Here is a 15315-nt window from a genome sequence, read left to right as displayed (position 1 = left end):
CCCATCGGCGGTACACGATCCGCCGATGGGACTGTTATTTTGTTCTCTCGGAGGTGAATTGCCTGAAACAAACATCCAAACAAAGCGACCTGATTTTGCGCCTTTTCCTCTACCTTCCGGTCGTCTGGGCAGCGCTGCTCATTGCGCAGTCGATGAGCGGCGGCTTGCCGGAGCTGCTGTCTAAGCTGACCGCCGCGCTGGAGCATCCATTCCAGATCCAATGGACGGACAAGAGTTTGCTGTCCATCCTCATTTGCACTGGCGCCTACATTATGGGTCTGTGTCTGTATGACGCGGAGGGGAGAAGGACGCGAGACGGCGAGGAACATGGTTCTGCCATGTGGGGCTCTCCCAAACAGGTCAACGCACAGTTCTGCCAAAAGCAGAATAAGATCCTGACCCGCCATGTCCGGCTGGGGCTGGACACACATAAACATCGACGCTCCCTCAATGTGCTGGTCATTGGCGGCAGCGGCGCGGCCAAGACCCGCGGCTATGTGAAACCCAACATCTTGGAGGCAAACACGAACTATGTCATTACAGACCCGAAGATGGAGGTGCTGACAGACACCGGAGGCTACCTCAAACAGCAGGGATACGATGTCCGGGTACTGAACCTCGTCAATTTGGATCAGTCCGACGGCTATAACCCATTCCGCTACCTGCGGGATGAAAAAGACGCGCTGAAGCTGGTGAACACGCTGATCCAGGCGACCACGCCCAAGGGCAGCCATGAGTCGGACCCGTTCTGGACGAAATCCGAAACGGCACTTTTGCAAGCTATCATCCTCATGCTGCACCAGGAGGCACCGGAGTATGAACAGAATTTCTCTATGGTCATGCGGGTGCTGGAATATGCTGAGGTCCGAGAGGATGACGACGAGTACATTTCGCCGCTGGATCTGCTATTTCGTGCCATAGAGCATGAAGATCCGGAGAGCGTCGCGCTGCGGCAATACCGGGTATTCAAGCAGGCCGCCGGCAAGACGGCAAAAAGCATCCTGATCAGCGCCGCTGTGCGGCTGGCTCCCTTCAACCTGCCGCAGATCAAGGCGATCACGGACCATGACGATATGGACCTGTACACACTGGGCGAGAAAAAGTGCGCCCTCTATGCCGTGATCCCGGATAATGATACGACCTTCAACTTTTTGGTAAGCCTGCTGTACTCCCAGATATTCCAGACGCTTTACTACTGTGCAGACCAGCTGCACCATGGCGCACTGCCGTGTCATGTCCACTTCATCCTCGACGAAGCGCCGTCCGTCAACCTGCCTGGGCTCCCAAGGGAACTGGCGACCATGCGTTCCCGCAACATTTCGTGCAGCACGATCATCCAGAACATGGCGCAGATCAAGGAACTCTACAAGGATTCCTGGGAAACAATCCCCGGCAACTCGGACACGCTGCTCTATCTCGGCGGCAACGAGGCAAGCACCCACAAGTACATTTCGGAGGCCCTGGGCAAGTCCACCATCGACACCAAGACCCATGGGCAGACGAAGGGACGCTCCGGCTCCTACTCCACCAACTTCCAGATGAGCGGCAGAGAGCTGCTGACCCCGGACGAGGTGCGGATGCTGGACAACCGGTATTGCATCCTGTTCATACGAGGGGCCAGACCGATTCTGGATTTGAAATACGAACTGATGGAGCATCCCGCGATCCGCTACACCATGGACGGCGGAGCGCCGCCCTATATCCATCACGGGACAGCCGCACCGGCCCTGACGGGAGATCCGCTGTTCCGATTTTATTCTAACAATGAAAAGGAGAACGCTGCGTAATGAAACACGATCTGAAAACCAAGAACTTTGAAAGAAAGGCAAAGCGCGTCTACGCCGTCCTTGCCTGCACTGCGATGGTGATGATGGTCACCGCTGTTCCTGCATTGGCCGCGGACGACCCGCTGGCGGTAGTCAACAATCTGAGTGAGTTTATTTTCTCGCTCATCCGTGCCATTGGCCTCATCCTGCTGGGCTTCGGCATTTTGCAGGTGGGTCTGTCCCTCAAGAGCCACGATCCCTCCCAGCGCGCCAATGGTATGCTCACCGTTGCAGGCGGCATCGTGATCACCTTTACTAAGGAGATCCTCAACCTGATCACCGGCTAAGCATAAGAAAAAACGCTGTGGACCGCAAGGTCCACAGCGTAGCATTTAAAGGGGCGGCAGAAGCAGAAAGGAAAGTCAGGCACTTCAATGATACAAAAAGGACACATGACAGCGCACTCACAACATCCGAAGCCTTGAATAACCATAGGCAACACCCCCATAACAACTATCGACGATTGCCCCATATGGACGCCGAAGTCGCTTGACGGCTTCTTTTTCTACACAATGCCCCCGCTTTGGGGCTGACCTAAGTATATCCTACTCGACGCCAATGATCAAGGAGGTGATTTTGAATGGGAAGTGGAAACTGGATCGTAGACAACCTGAACTCCGCACTGGAGATGTGGAACGGCAGACTGGCGGAGATCTGGCAGCTTATCACCACCTCGCCGGAAAACTTCAAGGGCGGCGGTATCTGGAACGTTATCGTCAATATCAACGATGGGTTGAAGGCGGTCGGCTATGCGCTGCTGGTGTTGTTCTTCGTCATGGGCGTAGTCAAGACCTGCGGCAGCTTTGCGGAGATGAAGAAACCGGAGATGGCGTTCAAATGCTTTATCCGCTTTGTGCTGGCGCAGGCTGCGGTAAGCTGGGGCATGGAGCTGATGACAGGAGCTTTCCGGGTAGCCCAGGGCATGGTGACCACGATCATCGACTCGTCTGGACTGAGTGCCATGTCGGCCACCGCACTGCCGGACGAGATGGTGAGCATCATCGAGGATGTGGGATTTATCGACTCCATCCCGCTGTGGGCAGTGACACTGCTGGGATCGCTTTTTATCTGGGTGCTGTCTCTCGTAATGATTCTGACGGTGTACAGCCGCTTTTTTAAGTTGTATATCGCGACGGCTATCGCGCCTGTGCCCTTGGCCAGCTTTGCAGGACAGCCCTCCAGCAGTATTGGCGTAGCCTTTTTGAAAAGCTATGCCGCCATCTGTCTGGAGGGCTGCGTCATCGTATTGGCTTGTGTGATCTTTTCGGCGTTCGCGTCCTCGCCGCCCGCCATCGCGGACGATACGCTGGCCGCAGCCACCATCGTGTGGAACTATGTAGGCGAACTGATCTTCAATATGCTGGTGCTGGTGGGCGCGATCAAGATGAGCGACCGGATCATCCGGGAACTGATGGGGCTGGGCTGATTCAACGCCACAGCCCCTCGGTGCTGATGGTGTCCTCGCCGTTCTCTCTTGCCTTGCGGACGCGATATTTGAAATATTCTACGGCGGCGCGGTCATCCTGCTTCTCCTGAATGAAGCTCCAGACCCGCCCTAACAAAGAAAACAGCCAGGACAGAACGACCAGACCGACCAGCACGAACAGGATATTGTCCGCCAACGCCGTATGTGTCTGATACCAGCCGTGAAAAACGGTCAGCATGGACACCGTGTACAGCAGCGGGATCGTCAGCCGGGTCAGTGCGGCAAGGCGGAACAGGAGCGCCAGGACGCCGAGTCCTGCGCCGATCATCCAAAACATCATTTGCCATGACCTCCTTATCAAGTTTGGCAGATGGTAACATAAACGGACAGAAAAAGCAAGTATCTGTTCGGGAAAACTCAGAAGATATCGGAGGTGGTACATTGGAGGTACGCATCAACAAAGAAGTACGCAATTATCAGGAAAGCTTGTTTTTCGGACTGTCCCTGCGGCAATTCCTATTCGCGCTGCTGGCGGTGGCTGTGGCAGTTGTCGTTTACTTTTTCCTGCGCCCGGTGCTGGGAAACGGCGAGATCGGCTGGGTCTGCATTCTGGCCGCGTTCCCATTTGCCTTGGGCGGTTTTTTCCAGTACAACGGCATGAATCTGGAACAATTTTTATTGGCGTTTTTTCGCTCAGAATTTCTCACCCCAAAACGGCTTGTGTTCAAATCGGAAAATATATATGCAAAACTGATGGAACACACATCGATGAAGGAGGCGCTAAAACTTGATTAAAACTCTGCAAACCACACTCAAGCAGGACAAAGAACGGTTCAAGGTGCCGAGATCCGTACAAGACATCATTCCCATCCGCCGTCTCTGGCCGGATGGGATCTTTCAATTTGGCAGCAAGTATTCTAAAACGATGCGTTTTAGCGACATCAATTATGCCATCGCCTCCAAGGAGGATAAGACGGCGATGTTTCTCAGCTACTCCGAGCTGCTGAACGCACTGGATACCGGCTCCACCACCAAGATCACCATCAACAACAAGCGGATCAACCGCCACAATTTTGAGCAGGAGATCCTCATCCCACCCCAGGGAGATTTTCTGGATGGCGGACGGGCAGAGTACAATGCCATGCTGCTGGACAAGGTGACCGACTCCTCCAACAGTGTCGTGCAGGAGAGGTACATCACGCTGTCCGCACACAAGAAGAACATCGAGGAAGCGCGCACCTTCTTCGACCGCACGATGGGCGACGCGGTCTCTCGCCTGAACCATATGGACTCCCGCTGCGAGGAACTGGACGCTGTGGAGAGGCTCCGCATCCTCCACGACTTCTATCGGGTCGGCGAGGAAACGCAGTTCCGGTTGGATCTGGCGGACTGCATGAAGAATGGGCGTTTCTTCAAGGATGCCATCTGCCCGGACAGCATGGAATACAAAAAGGATCACTTTGTCATGGGCAATAAGTATGGCCGGGTGCTGTTCCTGAAGGAGTACGCCAGCTACATCAAAGACTCCATGATCAACGAGCTGACCAGCCTGAATCGCAGCCTCATGCTGTCCATCGACATCATCCCCGTTCCCACAGACGAGGCGGTACGGGAGATGCAGAACCGCTTGCTGGGCGTGGAGACCAATGTGACCAACTGGCAGCGCCGGCAGAACAGCAACAACAATTTCTCCGCTGTGGTGCCTTATGATCTGGAGCAGCAGCGCAAGGAGACCCGTGAGATGCTGGACGATCTTACTTCCCGTGATCAGCGGATGATGTTTGCCGTAGTGACGCTGGTGCATCTGGCAGACAGCAAAGAGGAACTGGACAGTGACACGGAGCTGCTCCAGTCCACGGCGCGCAAGCACCTCTGTCAACTCACTACCTTGAACTGGCAGCAGGCGGATGGTCTGGTGACGGCGCTGCCCCTTGGTCTGCGCCGCATCGATGCCCTCCGCACGCTCACCACTGAGGCGCTGGCCGTGCTGATGCCCTTCAAGGCGCAGGAGATCTGGGACCGGGGCGGCGTGTACTACGGACAGAATGCCATCAGCAAAAATCTCATCGTAGCAGACCGGAAACAGCTGCTCAACGGCAACGCCTTCATCTTGGGTGTTTCCGGCTCCGGCAAATCCTTCAGTGCCAAGAAGGAGATGGTGTCGCTGGCGCTGTCTACTGATGACGATATCATCATCATCGATCCGGAAGCCGAGTACCGTCCTCTGGTAGAAGGTCTTGGCGGGCAGGTCATCAACATTTCCGCCACCTCGCCCAACCACATCAACGCCATGGATATGGAGCAGGGCTACGGTGATGGCGAGAATCCTGTGGTGCTGAAATCCGAGTTCCTGTTGTCTCTTTGTGAGCAGCTCATCGGCGCCGGGAAGCTGTCCGCCAAGGAAAAGTCCATCATTGACCGATGCACCGCCCAGGTCTATCGGGACTATATCCGCGGCGGGTATCAGGGGCAGGCTCCGACCCTGCAGGACTTCCACGCGGAGCTGCTCCGCCAGCCGGAAAAGGAGGCCGCCGATGTGGCTCTGGCCATCGAGTTGTTTACGGAGGGCAGTCTGAACACCTTTGCCAAGCCCACCAATGTGGATACCAACGCCCGCATCCTCTGCTATGATATCCGGGATCTTGGCAAGCAGCTCCTGCCGGTAGGTATGCTGGTAGTGCTGGACAGCATCTTCAACCGCATCATCCGCAACCGCGGGCTGAAGCGCAACACCTGGATCTATATCGACGAGATCTACCTGCTGTTCCAGCATGAGTATAGTGCCAATTTCCTGTTCACACTCTGGAAGCGTATGAGAAAGTATCAGGCTTGCGGCACCGGGATCAGTCAGAACATCGAGGACCTACTCCAGTCCCACACGGCAAGGACCATGCTGGCAAACTCCGAGTTCCTCGTCCTGTTGAATCAGGCGGCGACGGATCGGGAGGAACTGGCGCGTCTGCTGAACATCTCAGACAACCAGCTCTCCTACATCACCAATGTAGACTCCGGCCGCGGCCTCATCAAGTGCGGCAGCGCCATTGTGCCTTTCGTGGATCATTTCCCCAAGAACAAACTGTACCAGATGATGACCACGAAACCCTCGGACCTGGCATCGTGATCCAATATGGAGAAGATCAAGGAAAAACCGGCGCGATCTGAGCGTATCAAAGAAAAAGTAGTTTCCGCGCCAAAGGAATTGCTGCACAAGGGGCTGGATGACGGTGCTGAACGCCTGCGGACCCAGCTCCGGGATACAGCGCAGCAAGGACGCCGGGATGAGTACGGCGGCGACGATATCGAGGATACCGCGGTCAGCGGCTCCAAGCGAGCCGCCGCGGAACTGTTGAAACAGCGCAAGCAGAAAGCCACAGAGCAGCCGAGCGATCCCGCCCGGAATAGCGCGTCAGCACCGGATGCACGCAGGAATGAAAGCCCCATCATCCGAACCAAAGATACAGAGTTTGTAGAGACCCAAACGCCTGCTGCAGCGCCCCAGGCACAAGCGCGTCGCGCTGCGATGCAGAAAGCGGCAGCCGTCAAGACGAAGGACACCTATATCGAAACACAGGCGAAAACCAGTGTCACAGCAGCACCGGAGCCGCAGCGGCAAGGACAGCGGGCATTCGTCCGAGAACAGGGGCGCAAGGCGATGCGGCAGACGAGGCTTCGGCAGACGGAGCAGAACAGACGGCTTCGGAATACATCATCAGGTCTCGGCACTTCGGAAACGATCGGTACAGCGCAAAATGCGGAGGATCTTTCACACAAAAGTATTAAAGAGAGGACCGACATTCCATTACCGAAAGTCTCTCAAAAAGCGCTTTTGAAGAAAGACGGGCAGGCTGAACATTCCGTGCAGAAGATCCGTGTGGCCAGCCGGGGCATCGGACGATTGACCGATCAGACGACCCGGGCTGCCGCACAGTCCGCCGCAGCGCGAGGCGCAGTGCAGAGCGCCAAGGAAGCCGCCGCGCAGGCGGCACGATATCAGCAAACGGCAAAGGCGGCGCAAACCGCGGTGCAGAAGACCGCGCAGGCGGCGGGCAGGGCGCTTCGCGCGATCCTCGCCGCCGCCCGCAGTCTGCTTGCAGCCATGATGGCAGGTGGCAGTATGGTGGTGTCTATGGTGCTGGTGATCTGCCTCATAGGGCTTTTGATCGCATCACCCTTCGGCATTTTATTCTCTGGTGAGGACAGCGGCACCGGCTATACCATGCCGGAAGCTGTCCGTACATTGAATGGAGAGTTTACTGACCGGATCGAGCAGATCAAAGCGGAGAACCCGCATGATGAATTGGATATGGACAACGCCGGCAGTGCGACGATGATCGCTAACTGGCGGGATGTGCTGGCCATCTATGCTGTACGGACGACTACGGATGATACCTCGCCGGATGAAGTCGCCACGCTGACGGAAGAAAAGCTGGACATCCTGCGGCAGATATTCTGGGACATGAACGCCATTTCATATTGGGTGGAAACCATCTCGGGCGACGAGGATGAAAGCGATACCGTCATCCTGCACATTACTGTCACAGTCAAGGATCATCTGCAAATGGCGGACGAGTATCGGTTCAACACCGAGCAGCGCAAGCTGTTGGAGGAACTGATGCAGCCGGAGTATCAGGAGCTGTTCATGGCGCTTACCGGCAGTTATCAGGATATCGACCTGTCTCCGGAGGAGATCCAGGAGATCATCAAAAAGCTCCCCGCCGATCTCAGCGAGGAACGCAAGCAGGTGGTATTGACTGCGTATCAGCTCTTGGGAAAGGTCAATTACTTCTGGGGTGGAAAGAGCCTTGTGCTTGGATGGGACTCTCGCTGGGGAACGCCTATGGAGGTGACAGCGGCAGGCAGCTCCAGCAGCGGGACCGTGCGCCCGTTCGGCTTAGATTGTTCGGGATTCGTCGATTGGGTATTCTACAACCAGTCTGGCGGCAGCTATATCATCGGCCATGGCGGCGGCGCCTCTGCCCAGCACAGCTACTGCACACCCATCAGCTGGAGCGATGCCAAGCCGGGCGACCTCGTCTTTTACCCTGGCGACAGTCATGTGGGGATTGTATGCGGCTTCGACAGCAGCGGAAATATCCTCATCATCCACTGCGCCAGCAGCTCCAATAATGTGGTGGTGACTGGAAAGATTGGCTTCACTACGATCGGCAGACCGGAGTATTACGGGGAATAGATCAAGGGGGCTCATGGAAACTTTTCTATGAGTCCCTGTATTTTTTTGCTTATATGCTTTACTAAACTAAAACGATAAAGCGAAAGCGGACGGGTGGAGAATGACATATCATGGCATCGGATACGGAGGTTCTTTTCTCATCAAATCTTGTTTTCCCTATTGACACAGTATGTTTCTATCTGTTACACTTCACGCAATACTCAAGATTGGAGGTTTTCCCCATGAAACAAAAATGGCTTTTGACAGGAACAGCGCTCCTGCTTGCGGCGGCGCTGGCCGGATGTGGTAATACGCCTGCGGCAGATCAGGCGGCGAAGATCAGCATGGAGCAGGCACAGACGGCGGCGCTGGACGCTGCCAACATCGAAGCGGCAGACGCGAATTTCTCCGCAACCACGCTGGACGATGTTGCGGGCATCACCTGCTATAAAGTCGATTTTTCTGCGGGCGGCTATGACTACGCCTACTCCATCAACGCCGAGAGCGGCGAGGTGCTGGAGGCAAGCTATCACGAACAGGCCGGTGCCGCTGCACTCCCGGACGGCAGCACGGGCACGACCACAACACAGCCCAGCACCACGAAACCCAATGTGGGTGCGGTCACAACGGCTCCGGCGCAGACAAACACGCCCAACACGGGCAGCGCCACCGGCGCGGTGGACGAGGCCAAGGCGCAGGAGATCGCCTTGACTCACGCTGGGGTCAAGGCGGCGGATGCTACCATCACCAAGTCCAAGCTGGACTATGACGATGGCCGCCAGGTCTATGAGATCGAATGGTACGCAAACGGCGCGAAGTACGACTATGAGATCGCTGTGGCTACCGGCGAGATCGTCAACTCCGGCTACGAGGCAAAGACCGTGGTCGGCACCGGCAGCAGCACCACCGTCAGCGAGGCGACGGCAAAGCAGACAGCCCTTGCCCGCGTATCCGGCGCAACGGAAAAGGACATCTATGAGTGGAAACTGGACTACGACGATGGCCGCCCGGAGTATGAGGGCAAGATCATCTACGGCGGCACCGAGTACGAATTCACCATCGACGCGAACACCGGCGCTGTATTAGAATGGGACGCCGAGGCACTGAACCGCTAAGGAGGAACCGAACATGAAAAAGAATCGACTTATCAAAACGACTGCCTGCGCGATGGCGCTGTCCGCCGCATTGACGGTGAGCGCCTTTGCCGCCACCAATGTGACCGCGACCCTGAGTCCGGATGTGACCGTCCGCATCGACGGCGTTACCTGTGACTTTTATAATGCGCAAGGAAAGGAAGTCCATCCCATTATCTACAACGGCACGACCTACATTCCCCTCCGCGCCGTGGGCGAGCTGATGGGCAAGAATGTGAACTGGGACGGCGCCACCGGCACCGCCTCTCTCAGCGGGACGCGCACCACCGGCAATGTGACCGGAACGCCGGACACGGCGGCGAAGCGCACGGATGTGACCTTCACCCTGCGCCCGGAGTACCACATCGTCATCGACGGCACCGAGCGTACCTTTGTGAATGCCAACGGCACGAAGATCGATCCGGCAATCTACAACGGCTCCATCTATCTGCCCCTCCGCGCCATTGGTGAGATCATGGGCAAGCGCGTGAGCTGGGACGGAGCCACCCAAACCGTCCGTCTGGACAGCACGGCTTCCGGCGGCGATGTCACCGACTTTGACACCAACAATTCTTCCCAGTCCGCGCCCACCGGCGGCGTGACGCTGGAGCAGGCGAAGCAGACCGCGCTCCAGCACGCGGGCAAGACCGCTTCGCAGGTGCAGTTCGTCAAGGCACAGCAGGATTGGGAGAATGGGCGCAAGGTCTATGAGATCGAGTTCATCGTCAGCGGCGGCACCGGCTATACCGAGTACGACTATGAGATCGATGCCGCCACCGGCAAGATCGTCAGCTACGACTACGACGCCGAGAACTACACCCCGACCCAGAACACGAACACCAACGCCAATGTGAAGATCAGCGAGGCCACGGCAAAGCAGACCGCCCTGTCCCGCGTCCCCGGCGCGACGGCTGCGAATATCTACAAGTTCAAGCTGGACTTTGACGATGGCCGCTGGGAGTACGAGGGCGAGATCCGCTATGGCACGATGGAGTATGACTTCACCATCGACGCAACTACCGGCGCGATCATCGAATGGGACATGGAATCCATCTACGACTGAACAAAAAACGAATCAGGAGAACGAGAACATGAACAAAACGGAACTGATTGCGGCGGCCGCAGAAGCCGCAGGCGTGGGTAAGAAGGACACCGAGCAGGTGCTGAACGCCTTTTTCAGCACGGTGCAGGAGACCTTGAAACAAAACGACAAGGTACAGATCCCCGGCTTCGGCAGCTTTGAGGTGCGCGAGTGTGCCGCCCGTCAGGGCCGCAACCCCCACACCGGCGAAACCATCGAGATCGCCGCGGCGAAGGTGCCTGCGTTCAAACCTGGAAAGGGTCTGAAGGACGCTGCTCGGTGAAATAAAAAGGGCTCGTCTCGAATCATTCGAGGCGAGTCCTTTTTATTCACGCGGTGAGAACATCTCTATAGCACCGAGAATTATGTCTGGTGGGAAAATAATTCTATTACAAGATGAGGATGAATCCAGGGTGCAGTTACTTATTTGGAAAAGTAATTCTATAAAGTTCGTCTAATGCATATTCAGGTGGAATATTGGGGTTCCTATTGTGCTCACTGTACCATTGCTGTAATTGACCGTCCGAAAGCGTTTTCATTTCGCCCAGAGCCTTTGTCACATCATATTCGATTTTTGGTCTCTCATCATGTGCGGACTGTGCAAAATCAATGTGATCACGATGTTCCAAGATTGCTCTTGATCTACGCGGTTCTACAACTTGGAGCATAGTAGTCATAGACAATTCATGATAGATCCACGGGGAGATCGTTGACTGCTTGCTGTTCTTTTTGATTTTATCCAATTCTGAAGCCATGTTGATTGACTGTGGCGTATTAAAAAAGATGATGCATTCTGTCTTGTATATCATTTCGGTCAACGCCGTAGACAACATCATATGTACATGGCTTGTCGTGTAATTTCGCAAATTGTAGTTATAGGTGCTGGTTTTAGAATTATAGCAGTATTTTTTATCTATTTTGTTCAGCAGATCGTCGCAGTATCCCCAAGAACACGAGTCAATGAACGCTTCTAAACCAAAGGAATCGTGGAGCCAACCGGCAAATGCTATTACTTTGCTGATGTCATCGTGAGAATGCGAAATAAACACATCTTTTTTAGAAATAGAAAACCAATGCTTCTTTAACGCGGTACCGTTGATAACACCGTCCTCTGTAATGTACTGTGCAAGGCAATCATGGACCTCATCCTCATGCTTTTTGTATATAGCGCGACCATGTTCCAAGCATGGGTTTATGACCCGGTTATAAAATGATCCGGCTGGAGAATAATTGAATTTTGTGTACATAGATTTCTCCTTGCTGCTGTATTTATACTGCCCTATACAAGTAACCTAAGCCCGCAATAATTGCTCCATAGAGCAAAATCTCCGATGGTGAAACTATCGCCCGGAGAATACCATATTGCCAGCCGGCATATTTTTCCATGGGGATCTCAAATTCTTTAAGATGGATGATTGGTTGCTTTGTGCCATTTCCGACTCCTATCAAATCGTTATACATTCCAATAAACCGACGTTCTTTAGACAGGTAAAGCGAGTCCAAACACCAGAAAAGAATGGTTGCAGCAATAGCAGCCATCAAATAGATTTTGCTGCCTGGATGCTCGTCTGAAATCGTTGATACAAAAACTGCAATCAAAGCTGATGCAATCGTGATAGCCCATCCCTTCATCTGGAATGAGCACTGATTCATTCTGGCAATGTTATTTTGCAAAAATTCGAGATGCTTTTCATTTGGCTGTGATTTTATTGTTTTGTCTTGCGGTTGTGTCCTTTGCTCCTTTTGAGGCATATTCTCAGCCACCCCCACTCTATGAAATTGGTTTTATGAGGTGTTGCAGCGCACAACCGTTGACTGGTCAGCCAAACGAGCAACACTTCTATTTTTAATTTAGAATACACCATTTTTGGCTATTTTTCAATGGCTCATATCCCTACCGTAATTGAACCGAATGTGGTAAACTTGGCGTAAAGGAGGGAAAACTTATGTGTGCTACTATTATTGCAGTTTTGTCCTATGCCTTTCAGCTTGCAGGTGCTTTACTCTTGCTTCTGTGGTGTATCGGGAAATGCGATGCCAATGTGGTGAAGGGCTGTTTTGATAACCACGCCAGTTCCTATGTTGGTGGATTCGATGAAGGTGGCCCCTTTACAATGATTCCGGAAGAGGATCTACAGCAGAGTGCCCAAAATGTATATCGCAATATAGCCACCTTTGCTAATCTGGCCATAGGATATGCACTGACTATATTCATGACGGATATTTGCATCTCGCCTTGGTGCGTCTTAATTTATGTTGCAATTGTGGTAGTCCTCATTTTAGCAGTAGAACATTTCAGTATTAACTTGATTGCAAGCAAAAAGTATAGCTCAGATCGAAAGATATACGATAACGAGCACAAGCCTAAAAAAGGTGATCTCAAACTTGAAGCTGCGGACAGCTCTCCCAAAGATAAACCTTAACCCATAACTTCCCAACGCCCTATGGACGAACCCCCGTCCATAGGGCGTTTTTTCATTTTCTCCACAAATTCCGGGCAACATCCCCCCGCCGGAGTAAACTGAGGATACCACAATCAGGAGGTATCCACATGGACAACAACATCATCACCGCCGAACACATCACCGCCTACGCCGACCATCTTCGCGCAGAGGAACGCAGCCCCGGCACCATCGCCAAATACACCCGCGACCTGACGGTCTTCGCCCTCTGGCTGGACGGGCGCGGCGTGACAAAAGAGAACGCCGCGCGCTGGAAAGCGCACCTGTTGGAGCGCGGCTACAAGCCGACCAGCATCAATGCGATGCTGTCCGCCATCAACGGCTTTTTTGCGTTTATGGGCTGGTCTATCAGAGTCAAATTTCTGAAGATTCAACACCAGCTGTTCCGTGATCCGGCGCGGGAGCTGTCCCGGCAGGAATACGACCGCCTGCTCACCGCCGCGCGGGAGAGTGGGCAGGAACGCCTCGCCCTCATCATGGAGACCCTGTGCGCCACGGGTATCCGCGTGTCCGAGCTGCGGTATATCACCGTGGAGGCGGCGCTGGCGGGACGGGCCACCATCACCCTCAAGGGCAAGATCCGCACGATCTTGCTGCCCGCCAAGCTGTGCCGCAAGCTGCTCAAATATGCCAAAAAGCAAAAAACCGCCTCCGGTGAGATCTTTCTCACCAAAAGCGGACGGCCGATCACTCGTCGGCAAGTGTGGTTTGAGCTCAAGCGGCTGTGCAAGGCGGCTGGGGTAGAATCGACCAAGGTGTTCCCGCATAATCTGCGGCACCTGTTCGCCACGACATTTTACCGCGCCTGCCGGGACATCGTGCGCCTGGCGGATATGCTGGGTCATTCCAGCATCGACACCACCCGCATCTACCTGATGGTCAGCGGGGCGGAGCAGCAGCGGCAATTAGATCGGCTGGGGCTTGTTTCGTAGGCAATTAAATCAGCATTTTGTGATTTAGCCCCGGCAAAATGCTCGACAATTATCTATCTGTTTTGCTTGTATCGTACCATAGATATAGGCAAAAATCAATACCTGTCATGCAGATAGGCACGACGATAAGACCTACAAAAATTCATCGCTTTGTAGGTCTTGTTTCTGCGCTCTTTGACCAGTTTTTGAAGGCTCAAAAAGCGCAGAATTTCATTTATGTGCGGAAAAATGCCGGAGAGTGGATGTAATCAAATCACAAAATGCTGATTTAGTTCCGCGCCGGTCAAACGGCGCGTTCGTTGTTTAGCGGCAAAATGCTGATTCTGTTGTTTTTCACAATGCCGGGCGCACCGAGCTTATTTTTTTGAACGGATAGATAGGAAAGTATGCCATCTATCTTCACTTCATCCGACACCAAAGGAGCGAACCATGCAGCTGAAAGTTTCCACCGACTATGCCATACGGATCGTGCTGCATCTCGCCGTCAAGGGCGGAGCTGCCACCAGCAGCGAGATCAGCGGTCAGATGGGCATCCCCCGGTCGGTGATCGCCACGCTGGCCAAGCCGCTGCAAAAGGCGGGCATCCTCACCACCCAGCGGGGCACGGGCGGCGGCTTTGCGCTGGGGCGCAGGCCGGAGGACATCTCCCTCCACGAGATCGTCAACCTGATGGAGGGCACGACCCGCATCAACCGCTGCCTGGAGCCGGACGGCTTCTGCTCCCGCAAGGGGACGGTATCTTGCAGCGTACACAGGTTCTTCTTGAGAGAACAGGAAAAATTAGAGCGATCGTTTCGGGAGATGACCATCGCGAAGCTCCTGAGCGACGAATAACGAGTCACATAACACACACCATCCGCAGAGAGAAAGAAGGAGGTGAGGACCATGTACCGAGAGGACAAGCAGATTCGGGATCGGCATGCCGTTGCCTGTGCGGCGCGGCGCTGTGCCCTGCTGGGGCAGCACTACACCAGCCAACGCGCCCGTATCTATCTCCGCATCGCGGAGGACGATCCCCCGGAGCATCCGGCGAAACCGCCCTGCACCTTGACAAAGAAGTGGAGCAATGCTCCGCCGAATAACATGCTCCCCGCCACTGCGGGAAAAGTACGGACAGGCCCTCGGCCGGTCCGGCGTTTTGCTTTTCCGAGAGGGGGTGATGGATGATGAGATACGAAGCACAGGTCATTGCGATCCTGCCGATGTTGGACGCGCCGTCCCGATGGTGGGATGAAACGCGCCCCATTCAGGCAAGGTATGACGTGCGCTCCCTCGGATATGAGGT

General features: G+C 54.5%; 16 protein-coding genes. 13 read left to right on the top strand and 3 right to left on the bottom strand.

Going from position 1 to position 15315, the window contains the following annotated elements; all coding sequences use genetic code 11:
- The first annotated feature begins 62 nt into the window (after nt 1-62).
- The 3 genes from KQI26_RS01770 to KQI26_RS01760 all read left to right on the top strand — a co-directional run bounded on the left by KQI26_RS01770 (nt 63) and on the right by KQI26_RS01760 (nt 3252).
- Nucleotides 63-1787 (top strand): VirD4-like conjugal transfer protein, CD1115 family, encoded by a 1725-nt coding sequence (locus tag KQI26_RS01770; RefSeq protein ID WP_371744060.1) that lies wholly within the window; start codon nt 63-65, stop codon nt 1785-1787.
- Nucleotides 1787-2113: a hypothetical protein gene (locus KQI26_RS01765; protein WP_024723018.1), complete on the top strand. Its 327-nt coding sequence runs from the start codon at nt 1787-1789 to the stop codon at nt 2111-2113. The genes KQI26_RS01770 and KQI26_RS01765 overlap by 1 nt, the downstream gene beginning before the upstream one ends.
- Nucleotides 2114-2406: 293 nt before the next feature.
- A complete protein-coding gene (locus tag KQI26_RS01760) occupies nt 2407-3252 on the top strand; it encodes a hypothetical protein (RefSeq protein ID WP_024723017.1) in 846 nt (281 codons plus the stop codon).
- Between the two features lies 1 nt (nt 3253).
- On the opposite strand, the gene KQI26_RS01755 is transcribed toward KQI26_RS01760, so the two are convergent.
- Complete coding sequence (locus tag KQI26_RS01755; protein ID WP_186879025.1) at nt 3254-3592, bottom strand: hypothetical protein; 339 nt, start codon at nt 3590-3592, stop codon at nt 3254-3256.
- 101 nt (nt 3593-3693) lie between these two features.
- On the opposite strand from KQI26_RS01755, the gene KQI26_RS01750 reads away from it, so the two are divergent.
- The 6 genes from KQI26_RS01750 to KQI26_RS01725 all read left to right on the top strand — a co-directional run bounded on the left by KQI26_RS01750 (nt 3694) and on the right by KQI26_RS01725 (nt 10919).
- Nucleotides 3694-4047, top strand: coding sequence for a PrgI family protein (locus KQI26_RS01750; protein ID WP_186879130.1), 354 nt, complete (start codon nt 3694-3696; stop codon nt 4045-4047).
- Entirely contained in the window at nt 4040-6373 is a 2334-nt protein-coding gene (locus tag KQI26_RS01745; protein ID WP_216502922.1) for a VirB4-like conjugal transfer ATPase, CD1110 family, read from the top strand. The genes KQI26_RS01750 and KQI26_RS01745 overlap by 8 nt, the downstream gene beginning before the upstream one ends.
- A 6-nt stretch (nt 6374-6379) precedes the next feature.
- Complete coding sequence (locus KQI26_RS01740) at nt 6380-8443, top strand: C40 family peptidase (protein WP_216502920.1); 2064 nt, start codon at nt 6380-6382, stop codon at nt 8441-8443.
- A 221-nt stretch (nt 8444-8664) separates the two neighbouring features.
- Nucleotides 8665-9537, top strand: a complete 873-nt coding sequence (locus KQI26_RS01735) for a PepSY domain-containing protein (RefSeq protein WP_216502918.1) — start codon at nt 8665-8667, stop codon at nt 9535-9537.
- A gap of 13 nt (nt 9538-9550) precedes the next feature.
- Nucleotides 9551-10618 (top strand): stalk domain-containing protein, encoded by a 1068-nt coding sequence (locus tag KQI26_RS01730; RefSeq protein WP_216502916.1) that lies wholly within the window; start codon nt 9551-9553, stop codon nt 10616-10618.
- Nucleotides 10619-10646: 28 nt separating this feature from the next.
- Nucleotides 10647-10919 (top strand): HU family DNA-binding protein, encoded by a 273-nt coding sequence (locus KQI26_RS01725; protein ID WP_216502915.1) that lies wholly within the window; start codon nt 10647-10649, stop codon nt 10917-10919.
- Between the two features lie 136 nt (nt 10920-11055).
- On the opposite strand, the gene KQI26_RS01720 is transcribed toward KQI26_RS01725, so the two are convergent.
- Complete coding sequence (locus tag KQI26_RS01720; RefSeq protein WP_216502914.1) at nt 11056-11883, bottom strand: hypothetical protein; 828 nt, start codon at nt 11881-11883, stop codon at nt 11056-11058.
- Nucleotides 11884-11905: 22 nt separating this feature from the next.
- Complete coding sequence (locus tag KQI26_RS01715) at nt 11906-12388, bottom strand: hypothetical protein (RefSeq protein ID WP_216502913.1); 483 nt, start codon at nt 12386-12388, stop codon at nt 11906-11908.
- Between the two features lie 194 nt (nt 12389-12582).
- On the opposite strand from KQI26_RS01715, the gene KQI26_RS01710 reads away from it, so the two are divergent.
- The 4 genes from KQI26_RS01710 to KQI26_RS01695 all read left to right on the top strand — a co-directional run bounded on the left by KQI26_RS01710 (nt 12583) and on the right by KQI26_RS01695 (nt 15197).
- Entirely contained in the window at nt 12583-13059 is a 477-nt protein-coding gene (locus KQI26_RS01710) for a hypothetical protein (RefSeq protein ID WP_216502911.1), read from the top strand.
- 128 nt (nt 13060-13187) lie between these two features.
- Nucleotides 13188-14030 carry a tyrosine-type recombinase/integrase gene (locus KQI26_RS01705; RefSeq protein ID WP_216502909.1) on the top strand — a complete coding sequence of 281 codons (843 nt, stop codon included), beginning with the start codon at nt 13188-13190 and terminating at the stop codon, nt 14028-14030.
- Between the two features lie 429 nt (nt 14031-14459).
- Nucleotides 14460-14864: an Rrf2 family transcriptional regulator gene (locus KQI26_RS01700; protein WP_216502907.1), complete on the top strand. Its 405-nt coding sequence runs from the start codon at nt 14460-14462 to the stop codon at nt 14862-14864.
- A 51-nt stretch (nt 14865-14915) separates the two neighbouring features.
- The gene (locus KQI26_RS01695; RefSeq protein ID WP_216502906.1) at nt 14916-15197 is read left to right on the top strand and encodes a hypothetical protein; all 282 of its coding nucleotides are present in this window, start codon (nt 14916-14918) and stop codon (nt 15195-15197) included.
- Nucleotides 15198-15315 lie beyond the last annotated feature (118 nt).

This window comes from Intestinimonas sp. MSJ-38 (assembly GCF_018917925.1).
Lineage (GTDB): Bacteria > Bacillota > Clostridia > Oscillospirales > Butyricicoccaceae > Pseudobutyricicoccus.
This window is presented reverse-complemented; position numbering and strand designations above follow the sequence as displayed.

Bases quoted from the DNA above. Each gene is read 5' to 3' on its own strand.
- KQI26_RS01765 (WP_024723018.1), top strand. From the start codon at position 1,787: ATGAAACACGATCTGAAAACCAAGAACTTTGAAAGAAAGGCAAAGCGC.
- KQI26_RS01760 (WP_024723017.1), top strand. From the start codon at position 2,407: ATGGGAAGTGGAAACTGGATCGTAGACAACCTGAACTCCGCACTGGAG.
- KQI26_RS01755 (WP_186879025.1), bottom strand. From the start codon at position 3,592: ATGATGTTTTGGATGATCGGCGCAGGACTCGGCGTCCTGGCGCTCCTG.
- KQI26_RS01740 (WP_216502920.1), top strand. From the start codon at position 6,380: ATGGAGAAGATCAAGGAAAAACCGGCGCGATCTGAGCGTATCAAAGAA.
- KQI26_RS01735 (WP_216502918.1), top strand. From the start codon at position 8,665: ATGAAACAAAAATGGCTTTTGACAGGAACAGCGCTCCTGCTTGCGGCG.
- KQI26_RS01730 (WP_216502916.1), top strand. From the start codon at position 9,551: ATGAAAAAGAATCGACTTATCAAAACGACTGCCTGCGCGATGGCGCTG.
- KQI26_RS01725 (WP_216502915.1), top strand. From the start codon at position 10,647: ATGAACAAAACGGAACTGATTGCGGCGGCCGCAGAAGCCGCAGGCGTG.
- KQI26_RS01720 (WP_216502914.1), bottom strand. From the start codon at position 11,883: ATGTACACAAAATTCAATTATTCTCCAGCCGGATCATTTTATAACCGG.
- KQI26_RS01715 (WP_216502913.1), bottom strand. From the start codon at position 12,388: ATGCCTCAAAAGGAGCAAAGGACACAACCGCAAGACAAAACAATAAAA.
- KQI26_RS01710 (WP_216502911.1), top strand. From the start codon at position 12,583: ATGTGTGCTACTATTATTGCAGTTTTGTCCTATGCCTTTCAGCTTGCA.
- KQI26_RS01705 (WP_216502909.1), top strand. From the start codon at position 13,188: ATGGACAACAACATCATCACCGCCGAACACATCACCGCCTACGCCGAC.
- KQI26_RS01700 (WP_216502907.1), top strand. From the start codon at position 14,460: ATGCAGCTGAAAGTTTCCACCGACTATGCCATACGGATCGTGCTGCAT.
- KQI26_RS01695 (WP_216502906.1), top strand. From the start codon at position 14,916: ATGTACCGAGAGGACAAGCAGATTCGGGATCGGCATGCCGTTGCCTGT.